This window comes from Pseudomonas moorei (genome assembly GCF_008801475.1).
Taxonomy (GTDB): domain Bacteria; phylum Pseudomonadota; class Gammaproteobacteria; order Pseudomonadales; family Pseudomonadaceae; genus Aquipseudomonas; species Aquipseudomonas moorei.
In genome coordinates this window covers 303,247-318,730 of sequence record NZ_VZPP01000008.1, presented here as the reverse complement: position 1 = coordinate 318,730, position 15,484 = coordinate 303,247, and the positions used below count along the sequence as shown (strand labels likewise).

Annotated in this window: 14 protein-coding genes; 12 read left to right on the top strand and 2 right to left on the bottom strand. The window is 61.7% G+C overall.

What is annotated here, in order from left to right; all coding sequences use genetic code 11:
• Nucleotides 1-59: 59 nt before the first annotated feature.
• Together fnr and F7R06_RS17705 are read left to right on the top strand one after the other, a co-directional pair.
• Nucleotides 60-809 carry a fumarate/nitrate reduction transcriptional regulator Fnr gene (fnr, locus tag F7R06_RS17710; RefSeq protein WP_090322987.1) on the top strand — a complete coding sequence of 250 codons (750 nt, stop codon included), beginning with the start codon at nucleotides 60-62 and terminating at the stop codon, nucleotides 807-809.
• Nucleotides 810-832: 23 nt separating this feature from the next.
• Nucleotides 833-1,816: a zinc-dependent alcohol dehydrogenase family protein gene (locus F7R06_RS17705; RefSeq protein ID WP_090322989.1), complete on the top strand. Its 984-nt coding sequence runs from the start codon at nucleotides 833-835 to the stop codon at nucleotides 1,814-1,816.
• On the opposite strand, the gene F7R06_RS17700 is transcribed toward F7R06_RS17705, so the two are convergent.
• On the bottom strand, nucleotides 1,806-2,717 hold the full coding sequence (locus F7R06_RS17700; protein WP_090322990.1) for a universal stress protein: 912 nt from the start codon (nucleotides 2,715-2,717) through the stop codon (nucleotides 1,806-1,808). The two genes, F7R06_RS17705 and F7R06_RS17700, sit on opposite strands and share 11 nt — an antisense overlap.
• Nucleotides 2,718-2,941: 224 nt before the next feature.
• On the opposite strand from F7R06_RS17700, the gene F7R06_RS17695 reads away from it, so the two are divergent.
• Nucleotides 2,942-3,505: a GNAT family N-acetyltransferase gene (locus F7R06_RS17695; RefSeq protein WP_090322992.1), complete on the top strand. Its 564-nt coding sequence runs from the start codon at nucleotides 2,942-2,944 to the stop codon at nucleotides 3,503-3,505.
• A gap of 60 nt (nucleotides 3,506-3,565) precedes the next feature.
• Here F7R06_RS17695 and F7R06_RS17690 read toward each other — a convergent pair whose 3' ends face one another.
• Complete coding sequence (locus F7R06_RS17690; RefSeq protein WP_090322993.1) at nucleotides 3,566-3,781, bottom strand: SPOR domain-containing protein; 216 nt, start codon at nucleotides 3,779-3,781, stop codon at nucleotides 3,566-3,568.
• Between the two features lie 291 nt (nucleotides 3,782-4,072).
• On the opposite strand from F7R06_RS17690, the gene F7R06_RS17685 reads away from it, so the two are divergent.
• The 9 genes from F7R06_RS17685 (at nucleotide 4,073) to F7R06_RS17645 (ending at nucleotide 15,473) form a co-directional block, all read left to right on the top strand.
• Nucleotides 4,073-4,999, top strand: coding sequence for a universal stress protein (locus tag F7R06_RS17685; protein ID WP_090322995.1), 927 nt, complete (start codon nucleotides 4,073-4,075; stop codon nucleotides 4,997-4,999).
• 207 nt (nucleotides 5,000-5,206) lie between these two features.
• Complete coding sequence (locus F7R06_RS17680; protein WP_090322997.1) at nucleotides 5,207-5,554, top strand: metalloregulator ArsR/SmtB family transcription factor; 348 nt, start codon at nucleotides 5,207-5,209, stop codon at nucleotides 5,552-5,554.
• 49 nt (nucleotides 5,555-5,603) lie between these two features.
• Nucleotides 5,604-6,077: an arsenate reductase ArsC gene (locus F7R06_RS17675; RefSeq protein WP_090322999.1), complete on the top strand. Its 474-nt coding sequence runs from the start codon at nucleotides 5,604-5,606 to the stop codon at nucleotides 6,075-6,077.
• Nucleotides 6,074-6,805 (top strand): arsenical resistance protein ArsH, encoded by a 732-nt coding sequence (gene arsH / locus F7R06_RS17670; protein ID WP_090323001.1) that lies wholly within the window; start codon nucleotides 6,074-6,076, stop codon nucleotides 6,803-6,805. Before F7R06_RS17675 ends, arsH begins: the two co-directional genes overlap by 4 nt.
• 429 nt (nucleotides 6,806-7,234) lie before the next feature.
• A complete protein-coding gene (locus tag F7R06_RS17665) occupies nucleotides 7,235-8,800 on the top strand; it encodes a methyl-accepting chemotaxis protein (protein ID WP_090323003.1) in 1,566 nt (521 codons plus the stop codon).
• Between the two features lie 176 nt (nucleotides 8,801-8,976).
• Entirely contained in the window at nucleotides 8,977-10,338 is a 1,362-nt protein-coding gene (locus tag F7R06_RS17660; RefSeq protein ID WP_090323005.1) for a purine-cytosine permease family protein, read from the top strand.
• Between the two features lie 180 nt (nucleotides 10,339-10,518).
• Nucleotides 10,519-12,264 (top strand): caprolactamase subunit beta, encoded by a 1,746-nt coding sequence (capB, locus tag F7R06_RS17655; RefSeq protein WP_090323006.1) that lies wholly within the window; start codon nucleotides 10,519-10,521, stop codon nucleotides 12,262-12,264.
• Between the two features lie 39 nt (nucleotides 12,265-12,303).
• Nucleotides 12,304-14,394, top strand: a complete 2,091-nt coding sequence (gene capA, locus F7R06_RS17650) for a caprolactamase subunit alpha (RefSeq protein WP_090323008.1) — start codon at nucleotides 12,304-12,306, stop codon at nucleotides 14,392-14,394.
• Between the two features lie 95 nt (nucleotides 14,395-14,489).
• Nucleotides 14,490-15,473 carry an AraC-like ligand-binding domain-containing protein gene (locus F7R06_RS17645; RefSeq protein WP_090323010.1) on the top strand — a complete coding sequence of 328 codons (984 nt, stop codon included), beginning with the start codon at nucleotides 14,490-14,492 and terminating at the stop codon, nucleotides 15,471-15,473.
• Nucleotides 15,474-15,484 lie beyond the last annotated feature (11 nt).

The following is a 15,484-nucleotide window of genomic DNA, read 5'->3' as shown; positions in this document are numbered from 1 at the left end:
CCCTGTCACCGACTCGTTAACTTGCAGGCACTATCCTGAATGTTCAGACAGAGGACCGGATGAAATGCCTGAAGCCCCCCCCCTATCAAGCTCATCAACTGAAAACGGCCTGCTCCAGTTGCAGCGTTGTCGAGTTGTGCCTGCCCATTGGTTTGACGGGCTCGGAAGTCGAACGTCTCGATACGCTGATTGCGCAACGTTTCAAGGTCAAAAAAGGCGCAGCCCTCTACCGTGCCGGTGACCCCTTGCGCTCGCTGTACGCGGTGCGCATCGGTTCCTTCAAGACCAGCGTGCTCTCGGTCGATGGCCGGGAACAGGTCACCGGGTTCCAGATGCCCGGCGAGATGCTTGGTCTGGACGCGATCAGCACCGACTTGCATGCCTGCAACGCGATCGCGCTGGAGGACAGCGAAGTTTGCCCCATCCATTTCGCGCATCTCGAGAAACTGGCCGGGGAACTGCCGTCGCTGCAGCACAACCTGAACAAAATCCTCAGCCGGGAAATCGTGCGTGATCACGACATGCTGATGGTACTGGGCAACATGAACTCGGATGAGCGCCTGGCGGCCTTTCTGCTGAACCTGTCGCAACGCTTGAGTATGCGAGGTTTCTCGCCCAGGAACTTCGTCCTGAAAATGCGCCGCGAGGAAATCGGCTCCTACCTGGGGTTGCGGCTGGAAACCATCTGCCGAGGCATCGCCCATCTGCGTGATCAGGGCCTGGCGGAAATCAACGGGCGCGAGGTCAGGATTCAAAACCTGGATGGACTCAAACAACTGGTCGTGGGCTGTCATCGCCCGCTGCAATAGCACCGCACACCGGGAAAGTCATCATGCGCGCCATGGTTCTGCATACGCCCGGCCAGCCGCTGCAACGGGAAGAGCGCCCGATTCCGACCCCCGCTGCATTCCAGCTATTAATCAAAGTGCTGGCGTGCGGCGTGTGCCGCACTGATCTGCACCTGGTCGATGGCGAATTGCCGCAAGCGGTGTTGCCCCGGGTCCCGGGCCATGAAATCGTCGGTGAAGTGGTGGCGCTGGGCCCGGACGTCGCACCCGAGTGGATCGGCCAGCGAGTGGGCGTGCCCTGGCTGGGCTGGACATGCGGTGAATGCGACTTCTGCCGCGCGGGCCAGGAGAACCTTTGCGACCAAGCCCGCTTCACCGGTTGTCATCTGGACGGCGGCTACGCCGAGTACACGGTGGCCGACCAGCGCTTCTGCTTCCCCATCCCGAAGGCGCTCTCCGACACCCAGGCCGCCCCGCTCCTGTGTGCCGGGCTGATCGGCTTTCGGGCCCTGCAAATGGCCAGGGGCGCCCGGCACCTGGGCCTTTATGGCTTCGGCGCCGCCGCCCACCTGGCCATTCAAGTGGCGCGCGGGCGCGGGCAGCAGGTGTATGCCTTCACTCGCCCGGACGACAGCAGTGGCCAGGCCTATGCACGATCGCTGGGCGCCGAGTGGGCCGGTCCTTCAGACCAGCCTCCCCCGCATTTGCTCGATGCCAGCCTGATTTTCGCTCCCGTCGGTGCGCTGGTGCCCATGGCACTGTCCGTCACCACCAAGGGTGGCTGCGTGATCTGCGCCGGCATTCACATGAGCGACATTCCGACGTTCCCCTATCGGTTGTTGTGGGGCGAACGCAGCATTCGCTCGGTGGCCAACCTGACCCGTGAGGACGGCCTGGCGTTCTTCAAGGAATTGCAGCACACGCCGGTGCACAGTGATGTCACCTATTTTGCCCTGGACGATGCCAATCAGGCACTGGCGTTCCTCAGGGCCGGTCAATTCAATGGCGCCATCGTGCTTACGCCTTGACTGACTGCCTGACCGCCAGAATGCTGCCCGGCACCGAATACAGGGCGCGCTCGGTGTTGCTGCCGATCAGCCGGTCGATTCCCACTCGATGCACCGTCCCCATGACGACCACATCGACCAGGTACTCCTCGACAAACTCGCTGATCACCGGCACCGGCAGGCCCATCACGAAATGCCGCCGTTCGGGCGGGATACCGTAGCGATCCGCCAGGGTGACAAAGGCCAGGTGCAGGGATTCGCGCAACTCCTCGACGAAATCCACGCCCCACCCACCACTGACCAGCGGCGCATCGCCATTGAACGCCGGCGTCAGGTCATAGGCGTAAAGCAGGTGCAGTGGCGCGTCGCACGCCAGGGCCAGTGCATGGGCGGTTTGAATGATCGTGTCGTTCAGGCCATTGATTTGCGTGGAAGGATCGAATGGGTCCACTGCTGCCAGCACCCGGTGCGGCAACCCGTAACGGATCTGATTGACCAAGTGCACAGGGACCGGGCAATCGCGCAGCAGGTGACAATCGAGCGGTGTGATGAACACTCGCTTGAGTACCGGTTCCAGGCTGACATCCTTGATTAACATGTCCGGCTTGAGCTCCTCGACGGCCCTCAAGATGTCTGGCAACGGATGGGTGGTGAAGACCACTTCAACCGTCGCCTCCAGGCCCTGGCCACTGAGCCGCTCGACTTCGTCGGCTATCCAGCGGCGCACCCGGCGCAAATAGCGTTGATAGGTGGCATCGTCGACTTTCTCTTCCCACAAATGGACCACCGGCGCCGGTTCGACAAAGGCCCGGACATCCAGCGCGGCGCCGCTCGCCTTGGCCAACGCCACGGCACGCAACAAGGCGGGAGACGAATGCAGGGTTTGGTCGGCGATCAGCAGCAAACGTTGATATTGACCCATCACACACCTCGGCTCGACACCGGTCGCAATACGCCGGCACAGTCCAAGACTGCTCGTTGTCGCCCGCCTGTGCTTGATCTACATCAGACACCGATCAAAGAAGGCCTGCCGACACAAGTCTCTGATCCAGATCAGTTCCACGCACCATCAGCGGCGTACAAAGGAATCAACCGCTTGGTTCGCCACGGCGCGCCAATCTCGCCAACCCGCTGGAGGATCCCACCATGCTTACGGTCAAAGACCACAATGATCGGGCGGCGGCCGCCTACGCCGCAGTCACTGGAAAATACTGGATCGAAGCCCTCAAGGACGGGCGCCACGTGCTGATCCGGCCACTGGCGGAAAAGGACCGCGACCGTGAATACGCCTTTATCAAACGCTTGTCGCCCGAGTCCCGGCACATGCGTTTTCTTGCGCAGGTCAACGAACCCGGGACCGCCATGCTTGATCAACTGATGGACACCGATAACAAGCATCGCGTGGCGTACATCGCCATGGTCCACGAGGACGGCAAACTGATCGAGATCGGCGTCAGCCGCTATTGCGCCACGGGCGAACATGAATGCGAATGCGCAGTGACGGTCGCCGATGAATGGACGCACCTGGGCCTGGGGACCTTATTGATGGAGCATCTGATCAAGGCCGCGCGCAGGAACGGTTATCACCAGATGTACTCGGTGGACAGCGCCAGTAATTCGCCGATGCGCGACCTGGCCAAGGCACTGGGTTTCGAGACGCAAAATGATCCCGATGACAGCCGTCAGGTCATTCACCGTCTTCAATTGTAAAAAATCGCCCCGTGATGGACCGGCCAACGGTTCATCACGGGGCGATTCAATGTTCGGGATTTACTCAACCGCACAGACAGCCCGGCTACCCTGGGTCGATGCAGTGAATGTCTTGTGGCCGGTGGTGCTGGGCCAGACATGCGGCGCATCGATACGGGCCTTCAGTTGGGCGACGAACGCCTGCGCCTCTTCCAGGCTGTTGAAATTCACTTCCAGGGCGTCCAGTTGCACAGTCCAGCCGCGGCTTACCGGCTTTTCGGACACTTCAATGATCATGGTCTCCTCCGTCAATCTCGAGCGCGTCCGGCGTGCCAACAAGGTGCCATTGCCACCTTCATGACGCCGTCCCGCTGCATTTGGCTTGCTCCCAAGACTGCGCCGCCGTGAGGGGTTAAAGATTGATCAGGGTCAACTTTTGCTGGATGGAAACCGTGGCGGACCGACCGGGCGTCGGACAGCCTTTTCGCGCCGCGCAAGCGTTTGACAAAGATCAACCCGGCCCTCGGGACCACGCGCAGGATAAGCACAAGGCTTCACCGTTCTGCTCGTCCGCTTGGGAGATTTGTCATGTCTGAACAATCACGTTTCATGCTGGTCGTTTCACCCCTGATGGAAAACAGTCCTGCTTTCGACCGGGCGGCAGCATTGGCCAAGGCTTCGGACGCGGCACTGCACATCGTGGCCTTCGATTACCTGGAAGGCCTGGCGACCGCCGGCATGGTCAACGAACAGGCGCGGGAGCAAATGCGCATCGGCTATGTCGAGCGCCATCGCCAATGGCTCGAAGACCAGGCCCGCCCCCTGCGCAAGATCGGGGTGCACGTCACCACCGAAGTGGTCTGGGTCGAAAAACCCTTGCAGGAAATCCTTGTTCACCTCAAGGAGCAACCCATGGCGGCCTTGATCAAGGCCCTGCATCACGAATCGCGGCTGTCACGCCTGCTGTTCACGCCCCTTGATGTCCACCTGCTGCGCGAGTGCCCGGTGCCTTTGCATTTTGTCAGTCATATGCTTCATGCATTGCCACGCAAGATTGTCGCGGCGGTCGACCCTTTCCACCGCGATGGCCAATACAAGGATTTCAACGACCGGATTCTGCGCGAGGCAGCAAAACTGGCGAGCACCTGCAACGCCCAGCTCGATGTGATTTATGCCCACGACCTGTCCACCATCAGCGCGGATGAACTGGGTTTTGCCGATGGCTCGGGGTTCTTCTCCTCACGCAAGGCCAAGACCCTGTACGACGCGCAAGGCGAAGCCTTCCGCGAGCTGAGCGAACGCAACGGCATCCCGCCAGAGAATCAACACATGATCATGGGGAACCCGGCGAAGGTGCTTGCCAGCTTCGCCGATGCCTATGACATTGACGTGATCGTCATGGGCCGAGTGGGTCACCATGGCCTCGGCCGGTTGATCGGCAGCACAGTGGAGGAGCTTCTGTACAAAATGCCCTGCAGCGTGTGGGTGATTTCGCCCGAAGAACTGGCTGACTGAAAAACCGATCCCTCTGTCGATCCCGGCCTGTCCGAATGCAGGGGCCGGGAACGCCAGTCTTGGCGCGCACCCGCGCGGTTCGGCAATACGCCTTTTCGGCCATCATTGAAGTCACGCGCTGGATCTTGTCCGTACGCGCGTCTGTACTCGGACTCTACATATACGTATATTCGAATATTCATATTTACACATAAGATGCGACATTCCATGAGCCTGTCCCCCCCTGCTGTCTTCAAGTGCCTGGGCGATGAGACCCGCGCCCGGATCATGCTGATGCTGTGCGCCGAGGGTGAGCTGTGCGTGTGTGAACTCATCTGGGCCCTGGATGACAGTCAGCCCAAGGTGTCCCGCCATCTCGCACAGTTGCGCGCCTGCGGTCTGCTTGAGGATCGCCGCCAGGGCCAGTGGGTTTACTACCGCCTACACCCGCAATTGCCGCAGTGGGTTCAGGACGTTCTCCAAGTGACTCTCAAGGCCAATCCGGCCTGGGCCGGGCGCGACACCGAGCGACTCGCTTCCATGGAAGGCCGGCCGGTTCGCCAGGCCTGCTGCTGACCCTAACCGCAAAGGCCCCGCGACTGAGCGTCCACGCCTGGGAGAAATAATGAAAGTCCTGTTCATGTGTACCGCCAATAGCTGCCGCAGTGTGCTCAGCGAAGGCCTGTTCAATCACCTGGCTCCGGACGGGATGACGGCCGTGAGCGCCGGCAGCTTCCCGAGCGGGCGCCTTAACCCACGCGCGGTGAGCACCTTGCAAGGTCTGGGCGTGGACACCTCGGCGCTCTACAGCAAAGACTCTTCCAGCTTCACCGACAGTCCGCCCGACATCGTGATCACGGTCTGCGACAAGGCCGCCGGCGAGCCCTGCCCGGTGTACTTCGGGCCATCGGTCAAGAGTCATTGGGGCCTGGCCGACCCCTCTGAAGTAGAAGGCAGCGACGAACAAATCCAGGCCGCATTTGACGCGACGGTTGCGCAAATCCGCCGTCGCTTCGCAGCCTTCTTCGCCCTCGATTTCGACACCCTCGCCCCAACGGAACTCAAGCCGGCGCTGGACCGCATCGGAGAAATGCAATGAACGAATACCCCCCGCAAACCCCGGACGACTTTCCCAGTCTGGACCTGTCGCTGTTCGACACACCCAGCGCCGAGCAGCTCGCGCAACATGAGCAACCCGGGCACAGGCCACGCATCCTGCTGTTGTATGGATCGACCCGCGAACGCTCCTTCAGCCGCTTGCTGACGCAAGAGGCGGCACGCATCCTGACGCTCATGGGCGCAGAGACCATCATCTTCGATCCCTCCGGCCTGCCGCTGCCCGACGATGCGCCCTCCGATCATCCCAAGGTGCAGGAGTTGCGCGACTTGATGACGTGGTCGGAAGGCCAGGTGTGGTGCTCGCCGGAGCGCCACGGCGCCATGTCGGCGGTGTTCAAGGCACAGATTGACTGGGTGCCGCTGGCAATGGGCGCCATTCGTCCGACTCAGGGCAAAACCCTGGCCGTCATGCAGGTCTCTGGCGGCTCGCAATCCTTCAACGTGGTCAACCAGTTGCGCGTGCTGGGGCGCTGGATGCGGATGTTCACCATTCCCAATCAATCCTCCGTGCCCAAGGCCTTTCTGGAGTTCGACGCAGACAACCGCATGAAACCGTCGGCGCTGTATGACCGGGTGGTAGACGTCATGGAGGAACTGATGAAGTTCACCCTGCTGCTGCGCAATCGCCCGGAGCTGGTCGATCGCTACTCGGAGCGCAAGGAGTCGGCACTAGAACTGACTCAGCGAGTGAATCAGCGGGCCATTTGATCACGCAGCGACCTGCTTGCTGCCCTGAAGGAGCAAGCCAGTCCGCTGCCGGTTCAGGGGCAATGGCAAGGTTCGCGGGACAAACGAAGCCTCTCGTCGCCTCCCTGGCATGGCGCGCACGTTTTCCAATCCGCTGACATGCTTTTCACGAAACGCTCACATCAGCGAGCGCAAATTGAGTTCACAAAAGGATTTGACCCCAAAAAGAGAGCCCGCCCCCCAGCGGGCTTTTTTGTTTTTCCCCCGCCCTGCGTCTACGCTTTCCACTGGCTGGAATGGCGTCGCGCCACGTCCGGCCGCAACTCATGACAAATCAGATTAAAAGTCAAATGCAACTCATTGTTATATATGAGTTTTATTCAGTTTATTGACTCAATTTTTGCGACTGACTGCCGATGGCCTGTCTACAGGAACCAAGGAGTCATCGGAATGAGAAATAATCAGCCGGTCACGCAACGCGAGATCCCCCTCGCGCCTCAGCAAAAACTGATCTCGACGACCAATGTTCGCGGGGTCATCACCTACTGCAATGACGCCTTCGTCGAAATCAGTGGCTTTGATCGAGCCGACCTGATCGGCGCGCCGCAGAACATCGTCCGCCACCCCGATGTCCCCCCCGCCGTGTTCGCTCACATGTGGGGCACTATCAAGCAAGGCCAGCCCTGGATGGGGATCGTCAAGAACCGCTCCAGAAATGGCGATCACTATTGGGTTAACGCGTACGTCACGCCCATTTTCGAGGGCATCGAAGTGACCGGCTTCGAGTCGGTCAGGGTCAAGCCCACAGCGGATCAGATCCGTCGCGCCGAAGCCTTGTACAAGCGCATCAGCCAGGGCAAACCGGCCATCGCGCACCGGGACACCTGGCAACCGCTGCTAGTGGATTACCTGCCGTTCCTGGCCATGGGACTGGCGAGCACCCTGGGCGGCCTGTTCTTCAGTGCACCCGTGGCGATTGCGCTGACCGCAGGCCTGGCCGTGCCCATCAGCCTGCTCGCCGCACACCGGCACAAGCAAGGAGCACAGCGTTTGTTGCAGATGGTTGAACCGTCGACCTCCGATGCCTTGATCGCCCAGATGTACAGCGGCGAGCGTGGGCTCCAGGCGCGCCTGGAAACCGCTTTCGTCAGCCAGACGGCTCGCCTGAAGACCTGTCTGACGCGCCTGCAGGATTCAGCCGAGCAACTCAGTGCGCTGGCCGGACAATCCGACCTGCTGGCCACTGACAGCTCAAGGGGCCTCGACCGCCAACGTGTCGAAACCGAGCAGGTGTCGACCGCGATCAACCAGATGGCCGCGACCACCCAGGAAGTCGCCAGCCACGTCCAGCGCACGGCCGATGCCACCCAACAAGCCAACTTGCTGACCAGCCGCGGCCGCGAAGTCGCCAGGGACACCCGCGAAGCCATCGAACGCCTTTCCGCTGTCGTCGGCGAAACCGGCCAGACCGTGGCGCAACTGGCCAGGGACAGCAACGAAATCGGCACCGTGGTCGACGTGATCAAAGGCATCGCCGACCAGACCAACCTGCTGGCACTCAACGCCGCCATCGAAGCGGCACGGGCCGGCGACATGGGCCGGGGCTTCGCCGTCGTGGCCGATGAGGTACGCCAGCTGGCACAGCGAACCTCGCAATCGACCACCCAGATCCATGACCTGATCACCAAGCTCCAGACCTCGTCCAACAATGCCGTGCAGATCATGGAGTCCGGTCACCGGCAGGCCGAGGAAGGCGTGGCCAGGGTGCTTGAGGCCGACCAGGCCCTGGTCGGAATCAGCGAAGCGGTCGCCCATATCACCGACATGGCCAGCCAGATTGCCGCCGCCACGGAAGAACAATCCGCCGTCGCCGAAGAGATCAGTCGCAACATCAGCACCATCGCCCAATTGGCCGATCAGACCTCGGGGCAAGCGCATCAATCGACGGACCTGAGCAAGGAACTGACCCGGACCGCGTCCACCCAATACTCGCTGGTCGAGCGCTTCAATCGATAACCGGCTTCATCTGGATCAATCCTCGTCACTGGCCCGGCAACTGTCGGATCGGTGACGCAGGATCATCGTCCCCACCACTTCACTCCATGACAAAAGACAGGGCCGCCAACCGCAATCATCCGGCGCCACAGGCCTCTTACCATCCGGGTTCTTCATCCAAAAACAAGAGAAGAACCATGGCCGCCATCCTCCCGAAACAGGGCAACAGCAACGACTTTTCGGTCACCGCCGTTGCCGACACACACCGCATGAGTAAACGCTCGCTGACGATGGCCTGGTGGGGCATTTGCAGCGCGATGTTCTGGCTTGTCGTTTCTGCCACGCTGGCAATGACCTTCGGCACTCAAAACGCGATCGTCGGCCTGCTGTTGTCGGTCGTCACCTACGCGGCCATCAACGGCGTGATATCGCGTTATGCGATCAAGACCGGACTGTCGGTCGCGTTGTTTTCGCGGGTGCTGTTCGGGCGCAAGGGCGCGGTCCTCGCCACCTTGATCTTCTTCGCCACCGCGACCTATTACAGCGTGTTTGAAGGCTCGGTGATTGCCATTGCGATCCACCAGTATGTGCCCTCGCTGTCGATCAATCAGGCGTACCTGTTGGTGGTGCTGTACAGCGTGCCGTTGATTGTAGGCAGCGTGCAAAACTGGATGGACAAGCTCAACGGCGTACTGCTGCCCTTCTATCTGATCGGTCTGGTCGCGCTGGTGGGGGTGACCATCGGGCAATACGGCTACAGCGCGGCCTGGTTGCAAATGGGCCCGGCGAGCGGTCCGGTAGTGAACGGCTGGTGGGACTGCTTCTGCTACTTCATGGGCGTGTGGATCCTGATGATGTACACCTGGGACTACGCACGTTTCGGCCGCAAGGAAGACGCCACCTACCATGGCCGCTTCAACTTCGGCCTGCCCTTCTACACCTTTACCTTTTTGATCAATGGCCTGGTCGGGATCTTCCTCACCGGGACCATTCCCACCCCCGGTGGCCTGAGCGAGGTGTCGGTGGTGATGGCGATCATCGAGCTGATGGGGATTTGGGGCCTGATCTTCGTCTGGGTCAGCCAGACGCGCATCAACTCGGCAAATTTCTACCTCGCGGCCACCAACATGCAGGCCTTCTTTGGCGGCATCGGTCTGGCGAAAGTGCCTTACATCGCCTGGACGATTGCCGTCGGGGCTCTGGTTTACACACTGATGCGCCTGAACGTTTTCGACTACATCCTGCAGGCCCTGTCGTACCAGAGCATCTTCGTGGTGGCCTGGGTGGCGATCGCCCTGGCGCACATTTTCTCGCCACGCTACAGCCAGCTGTTCCAGGACCGGATCGAATACCAGGTGGATCGGGTCAGTGCCTTCAATCCCTGCGGTCTCGGGGCCTGGTTTCTTGCCGCCGCCCTGGGCATTGCGCTGCTCAATTGTGGCCATCCGACACTGGCTACCTGGTCGGCCCCCGTGACCTTCATCAGTGCCTTCAGTACTTACTGGTTACTGCTCAACAACGCCCGGCGCAGCTGGTTCGTGCGCGCCAGTTGTGGCTGATCCCTACGTTCTCTAATAACCATCTTCAGGCGAACACAAACCAACCAACAGTGCACGGGCAATCAATTTCCAGTGCACTTTGCGCCAAGCCGACCACCGGTTCGAGCGCGTAGTTTGATGTCGTGGGTTAGACATTCGTCCTGACCTTCACCTGGATAACAACAAGATTTCTGGTGACCCATGAGTACAGTAGATCCGATCACCCTGGCCGTCGTGCGAGGCGCGCTGGAAACCGCGCAGCGCGAAATGACCATCACCCTTGAGAAAACCGGTCGTTCGAGCGTTTTCAACCTGGCTCACGACTATTCGAACGCACTGTTCGACCACCTTCCGGAAATGATCCTGCAAGGCCAGGACATCCCGATTCACCTCGGTTCGCTGATTCCGGCGATGAAATGCGTCGCCGGATTCTTCGGTGACGAGGTCGAGGAAGGCGATGTGATCTACCACAACGATCCCGCCTACATGGGCAGCCACATCCTCGACTGCTGCATGTACAAACCGGTGTTCTACCAGGGCGAGCTGGTGTTCTGGGCCGTCTGCAAAGGTCATCTGACCGACATCGGCGGCCCGGTGCCCGCCGGCTACAACCCCGACGCCAGGGAAATCTACGCCGAAGGCTTGCGCATCCCGCCGGTGAAACTGTGGTCACGGGGCAAGCGCCGCGAGGACGTGATCAACCTGCTGCTGACCAACATGCGCGCCCGTGCCTATCAGGAAGGCGATCTCAACGCCCAATACGGCGCCTGCAACGTCGGCGAACGGCACTTGCTCGAACTGCTCGATCGCTACGGCGTGGAGCAGGTGCGCGCGTGCATCGCCGAGTTGAAAGACATGGCGGACCGGCACATGCGTGCCCTGCTGCGTGATGTGCCGGACGGCTTTTACACCGGCACCGCAGTGCTGGAAGACTCGGGCCATGGGCTGGGTGAATTGTCGATCACCGCGCAGGTGGAGATTCGCGGCGACGAGGCGCACATCCTCATCGAAAGCCCGCCCCAGGTGCCCTACTTCATCAACTCGTACGCCGGCAACTCGGTGTCCGGGGTTTACCTGGGGCTGATGATGTTCGCCCAGGTGCCACCGCCCTACAACGAAGGGCTGTACCGCTGCGTGTCCGTTGATCTGGGCCCACCGGGCACCCTGTGCAACGCCCGGGAACCGGCGCCCCACGTCAACAGCACCACCACGCCGATGGAAACCCTGGCCGATGCGGTGCGCCAGGCCCTGGAGCAAGCCGCGCCCGACCGTGTGACCGCCTCCTGGGGCCACGCCAGCGGGATCAACATCGCCGGCCACGACCCGCGCAATGGCAACGACGAGTACGTGACCATGGTGCTCGCTTCGATCATCTCCGGTGCCGGTGCGAACAAGGCCATGGACGGTTGGCCGGCGTGCGGTCCGCTGTGCTGTTTCGGCGCACTGATGTCCGGTGACATCGAGTTGCTGGAGTACGCCTACCCGATCCTCATCCATCGCTACAGCCTGATGACCGACAGCGGCGGTGCCGGCGAATTTCGCGGTGGCTCGGGCACGCGCATCGAAATCGAACCGCTGAACCATGCGATGACGGTGGTGGGCTTTGGCGAGGGCCGGCAACTGCCGACGTCGGGTGCTGCGGGCGCGAACAACGTCCTGCTCGAACCGAAATTGGGGCGGCTGATCCACCGCAAGGCCGACGGTGAGGAACAGTCTTTCATCTACAACGCGCAACTCACCGCGCAGCCGGGCGAACGGGTGATCAACGTCAACCCCGGCGGCGGTGGCTACGGCAATCCGCTGCGCCGCCCGGTGGCCAGCGTGGTCAACGATGTGCGCAACGGCCTGGTGTCCCGCGACGGCGCCCGGCTGGAATACGGCGTGGTGATCGACAGCAACGGCCAGGTCGATGACGCCGCGACCAGCGCCTGCCGTGCGGCGAACTAATCGAGCCCGGCCCCTTTGAGCAATCTGGAATCCCTCATCATGAGCAAGCAACAATATCGTCTGGGCATCGACGCCGGCGGCACCTTCACCGATTTCATCCTCGCCGACCGCAGCGGCAACGTGCAGCTGTTCAAGGCGCCCTCCACGCCCCAGGACGGCACAATCGCGATCCGCAACGGCCTGGCGCAGATCGCCGACGCCATCGGCCGCACGCCGGCCGAGATCATTGGCGACTGTGACCTGTGCATCAACGGCACCACCGTGGCCCTCAACGCACTGATCGAAAAGACCGGAGTGAAGGTTGGCCTGCTGTGCACCGACGGCCATGAAGACAGCCTGGAAATCCGCCTGGGCCACAAGGAAGACGGGCATCGCTACGACGCCAGCTACCCGCCGGCGTTCATGCTGGTGCCGCGCCACCTGCGCCGGCCCATCGGCGGGCGAATGCTCAGCGATGGCAGCGAACACGCCGCGCTGGATGAAGACGCGATTCGCCAGGCCATCGAGTATTTCCGCGAACAAGACGTGAAAGCGGTAGCCATTTCCTTCGTCTGGTCAGTGCGCAACCCGGACCATGAATTGCGCACCGCCGCAATGGTGCGCGCGGCATTGCCGGGGGTATTCGTCTGCACCGGCAGCGAAGTGTTCCCGCAGATCCGCGAATACACCCGCACCTCGACCGCGGTGGTCAACGCCTACCTGAGCCCGGTCATGGGCCGCTACATCGAACGGATCGACGCGCTGTTCGAAGAGCTTGGCGCGCAACAACCGACGCGCTACTTCCAGTCCAACGGCGGCCTGGCGCCGGGCGTGGTGATGCGAGAGCGTGCGGTGAATGCCATCAACTCCGGCCCGGCCTCCGCGCCGCAAGCGGGGTTGTGTGTCGCGCAGCCATTCGGCATCGATAACGTGATCACCGTGGACATGGGTGGCACGTCGTTCGACATCACCCTGAGCAAATCCGGGCGCACCAACTTCAGCAAGGACACCGATTTCCTGCGCTATCGCATCGGTGTGCCAATGATCCAAGTGGAAACCCTCGGCGCCGGTGGCGGCTCGATTGCCTACCTCGATGACTTCGGCATGCTCCAGGTCGGCCCGCGCAGTGCGGGTGCCAACCCCGGACCGGTGTGCTACGGCAAGGGCGGCACCGAGCCCACCGTGACCGACGCCAACCTCGCCCTGGGCTACCTGGCCGACGGCGCGCTGTTGGGCGGCAGTATCCGCCTCAATCGCAAGGCGGCCATCGACGCGATCCGCAGCAAAATCGCCGATCATTTGGGCATCAGCGTCGAACGTGCGGCCATCGGCATCATCACTCTGGTCAATCTGAACATGGTCAGCGGCATTCGCCGGGTCTCGGTAGAGCGCGGTTACGACCCGCGGGACTTCGCCCTGATTGGCGCCGGCGGTGCGGCGGGCATGCACGTCATGCGTCTGGCCGAGGAAATCGGCAGCCAGGTGGTGCTGATTCCGAAAGTGGCTTCGGGGCTGTGCGCTTACGGTCAGATTCTCTCGGACATCCGATACGACCAGTTGGCCACCCTGCCGATGCGCCTGGACGACGATCTGGTTGACCTGCCGTTACTCAATCAGACGCTGCGCGACCTGCGCGAGCGCGGCATGACCGACCTGCGAGACGATGGTTTCGGCGCCGACGACAACGTGGAGTGCCTGTATAACCTGGAGATCCGCTACCTCGGCCAGATTCACGAATGCAGCGTCGAGCTGACCTGCGATCAGCTGGATCCGTCGAGTCTGGTGGCCTTACGGGAAGCGTTTCATACGCGGCACAAAGCGCTGTTTTCCTACAGTGAGCCTGAAAGTCCCGCCGAGCTGGTCAACCTCGAATGCTCGGTGATTGCGCGCCTGCAACGCCCACCGATGCCGGAGTTGCCGCTGCCCGGCGAAAACGTCGCGCCCCAGGCGAGCGGCTACCGCCCGATGCTGTTCAGCGCCCAGTCGAGCTGGCAGGAAACCCCGGTGTACAACGGCGATCGCCTGCAATCGGGGCAAACCGTGCAAGGCCCTTGTGTGATCGAGGAGACGACCACCAACATCGTCGTCCCCCCGGGCTGGCAGGCGACGCTGGCACCCTCGGCCACCTACCGGCTGACACCTGGTGATTGACCGCCCGTAAGCATTGGCAAATGATGGCAAACCAGCGGTGCCGAGGGTTCGTTACCTCGGCACCGTCCTCATAATAAAAAGATACGAGGGCCGCCATGGCGTACAAACTTTCCACCCGTTCCTGGCCCGACAGTCAACGCCAGCCGCTCTGGTCCCAGGCCATCGGCAACGCTTATTTCCCTTTATCCCTGGAGTTCGCCCCCAGCAGCGCCTTCAGTGGCAGCCTGCAGATCTGGGAAACCGGCAGCACCCCGCTGACCCTGTCACGCTTGCGCTCCAGTCAGCTGGGCTATTCACGCAGCAAAGCCCAGGTCAGTGAAGATCGCGAAGCCTGCTACCTGGTCACCGTACCGCGTCGCAGCGAAGTGCATTTCGAACAGGACGGCCGCGCCCTGCATTGCCAGCCCGGGGGGTTTATCTTCGAACGGGGCGATGCGCCCTACCGCTTTCATTACGCCAGCGACAACGACCTCTGGGTGTTCAAGCTCCCCGAGCGCGCCTTGCATGGGCAACTGCGCGGGGCCGAGCGCTACACCCGCTTCTGCTTCGATGCCAAGCGCGCACTCGGGCGAATCTTCGTCGATCAACTGGCGATGTGCGCCGCCCGCTTCGACGAATGCGACGAACCCGCCCGCCACATGCTGCTGGAGCAGGCACTTTCAACCTTGCTAATGGCCTTGCGCGACGATGAGCGAGTGCTCAACAGTGAAAGTTCGAACCTGGCGGCCATGCATTTGCAACGCATCGAGCAATACGTCGAGAAGCAGCTGGGCAACCCGGACCTGGCGCCACAAGTCATCGCGGATGCTTGCGGACTGTCCGTGCGCTATTTGCACAAACTCTTCAACAGCACGCCCTACAGCCTCGGGGAATGGATTCGTCTGCGCCGTCTCGAAGCGGTCCACCGAGGCCTGCACGACCCCAATTGCCACCTGTCGATCGGTGAACTGGCCATGCGTTGGGGATTCAGTGATCAGGCGCAATTCACCCGAAGCTTCCGCCAGCACTTCGGCTGCACCGCCAGGGAAGTGCGCAGCGGTGCCACGCGAACCCCGGGTGCATCGACGTCGAATGTTTGAGCCGGGATTCA

What these genes read in the sequence shown, in the direction of transcription:
- fnr (WP_090322987.1), top strand. Translation starts at nt 60, where the DNA reads ATGAAATGCCTGAAGCCCCCCCCCTATCAAGCTCATCAACTGAAAACG.
- F7R06_RS17705 (WP_090322989.1), top strand. Translation starts at nt 833, where the DNA reads ATGCGCGCCATGGTTCTGCATACGCCCGGCCAGCCGCTGCAACGGGAA.
- F7R06_RS17700 (WP_090322990.1), bottom strand. Translation starts at nt 2,717, where the DNA reads ATGGGTCAATATCAACGTTTGCTGCTGATCGCCGACCAAACCCTGCAT.
- F7R06_RS17695 (WP_090322992.1), top strand. Translation starts at nt 2,942, where the DNA reads ATGCTTACGGTCAAAGACCACAATGATCGGGCGGCGGCCGCCTACGCC.
- F7R06_RS17690 (WP_090322993.1), bottom strand. Translation starts at nt 3,781, where the DNA reads ATGATCATTGAAGTGTCCGAAAAGCCGGTAAGCCGCGGCTGGACTGTG.
- F7R06_RS17685 (WP_090322995.1), top strand. Translation starts at nt 4,073, where the DNA reads ATGTCTGAACAATCACGTTTCATGCTGGTCGTTTCACCCCTGATGGAA.
- F7R06_RS17680 (WP_090322997.1), top strand. Translation starts at nt 5,207, where the DNA reads ATGAGCCTGTCCCCCCCTGCTGTCTTCAAGTGCCTGGGCGATGAGACC.
- F7R06_RS17675 (WP_090322999.1), top strand. Translation starts at nt 5,604, where the DNA reads ATGAAAGTCCTGTTCATGTGTACCGCCAATAGCTGCCGCAGTGTGCTC.
- arsH (WP_090323001.1), top strand. Translation starts at nt 6,074, where the DNA reads ATGAACGAATACCCCCCGCAAACCCCGGACGACTTTCCCAGTCTGGAC.
- F7R06_RS17665 (WP_090323003.1), top strand. Translation starts at nt 7,235, where the DNA reads ATGAGAAATAATCAGCCGGTCACGCAACGCGAGATCCCCCTCGCGCCT.
- F7R06_RS17660 (WP_090323005.1), top strand. Translation starts at nt 8,977, where the DNA reads ATGGCCGCCATCCTCCCGAAACAGGGCAACAGCAACGACTTTTCGGTC.
- capB (WP_090323006.1), top strand. Translation starts at nt 10,519, where the DNA reads ATGAGTACAGTAGATCCGATCACCCTGGCCGTCGTGCGAGGCGCGCTG.
- capA (WP_090323008.1), top strand. Translation starts at nt 12,304, where the DNA reads ATGAGCAAGCAACAATATCGTCTGGGCATCGACGCCGGCGGCACCTTC.
- F7R06_RS17645 (WP_090323010.1), top strand. Translation starts at nt 14,490, where the DNA reads ATGGCGTACAAACTTTCCACCCGTTCCTGGCCCGACAGTCAACGCCAG.